Annotated in this window: 1 protein-coding gene and 1 pseudogene; both read left to right on the forward strand. The window is 53.1% G+C overall.

What is annotated here, in order from left to right:
• On the forward strand, positions 1–703 hold a 703-nt coding region (locus tag VE954_RS08955), incomplete at its 5' end, for a carbohydrate-binding domain-containing protein (RefSeq protein WP_324951831.1).
• Between the two features lie 519 nt (positions 704–1,222).
• Positions 1,223–1,459, forward strand: a pseudogene (locus VE954_RS08960) (IS6 family transposase); the annotation flags it as partial.
• Between the last annotated feature and the right edge of the window lie 122 nt (positions 1,460–1,581).

Below are 1,581 nucleotides of genomic sequence, written 5' to 3' on the forward strand. Positions count from 1 at the left end.
CGGGGGAAATCCCAGTATCGACTGCCTCAAGAGAGAAGAAAGTCCGACCACCCTGCTCCTCAGAAACAACATCTTCGTCAGCGATGTCGCCATTGCCCGCACAGGAGCCTTCACCCATACCAATAATCTTTACAGTCTTGCTAGTGGCGTCAATCCTGGCTTTGCCCTCGCTTCCACTGAAAAGCTTTCTGATGCAGGGTTCTTCGCTGCCGGGAAAGGTGATTTGCGCCTCGCGGAAGGGAGTACGGCCGTTGATGCAGGTCTGGAGTTGGGCTATGCAGCCGACTATTCCGGTCGTGCGGCCTCAGGGCTGCCCGATCTCGGTGCCTATGAACTTGGTTCGGCCATTAGCGTCTTTGCTGCCGGTGAGCCTGCCGATGGCGTTTATCCCACCATGCGCCTGCTGGTGAACGACGTTGCAGTTGCCACCTGGGCTGATATCAAAGGCAGCCCGGCTCTTCGCCAGTTCCAGACATTCACCTATAGTCATCCGAAGACCGTTGCCATCGACAGCATCAAGGTCGAGTTCGTGAACGACAGTGGCGCAGGAGGAGCGCGCAATCTGATGGTGGACAAGGTCAGTCTTGACGGAAAAAACCACCATACGGAAGCCGAGACCTCCTATTCGACCTCATGCCAGTCGGGATATCAGAAAACCGAGTGGCTGTATTGCAACGGCACCGTTACTTATAAAAGCGAATAACAAGGCCGGCCGGAGGGTCCACCCCTTCCGGCTGACCCGACGCTGGCTCATTTCAAAGATCTTCAAACGAGGCCCACTGGCCTATTGAAAAGTTATATTTGACGAGGATTTTTGGTCCGCACCGGCTGTGACCAATTGGGAAAAAATCCGCATTCGCTCCATCTTCGCTGTCGTGCCGATTTCCTTTATCTTCCAGTCTAAAAAATCTCTGTGCGGGACCCTCTCCAAACGACTCTGAATGAATGATTCGCAAGTCAAGTTCTGGGTGTCCACAATTTGTGGACAGCAGAAAGCTTCACTGATTGCTTGAAGTGGGATTATGTTCGGCAACATCCTTTGAAGTGGTTTTTAGCGCAATTCAGTTTAAAGTCAGAAATCCGGGAAGACTCCGGCTGTGCGCACCTGGATGCAATACTTCAACGATCTCATGGCTCGCGATGAGCCAGTCAGCATGTATAACGGTTGTGTTGCACTTGGGTAAGTCCATGGTATTCTCCGGAAAACCTTAGGGGCCTTCTCATGCTTTTTGACACCAGAGGACACGTCTTCGAGCGCCAGATCATCATGCTCAACGTCCGCTGGTATCTTTCCTACAAGCTGAGCTACCGCGACCTTGAAGAGATGGCCCGGGAGCGTGGGCTTGAAGTTGACCACACCACCATCTACCGCTGGGTTATAAAGTTTACACCAGGGGTGGAGAAGGCTGTGCGCCGGCTGAAGCGGCCTTTGGGCAAAAACTGGCGCCTGGATGAGAGTGTGTCGTAGAAAGCAGCATGGAAGATGAAGGCAGGCCCTTCGTAATCGGTTTGCAGGAGCGGATTACAAACTACTGCAAGCGGCCTTGGTAAAGAGCCCTGGTCGTGAGCGTTGCAGAAAAG

Source organism: Oligoflexus sp., from assembly GCF_035638955.1.
GTDB lineage: Bacteria > Bdellovibrionota_B > Oligoflexia > Oligoflexales > Oligoflexaceae > Oligoflexus.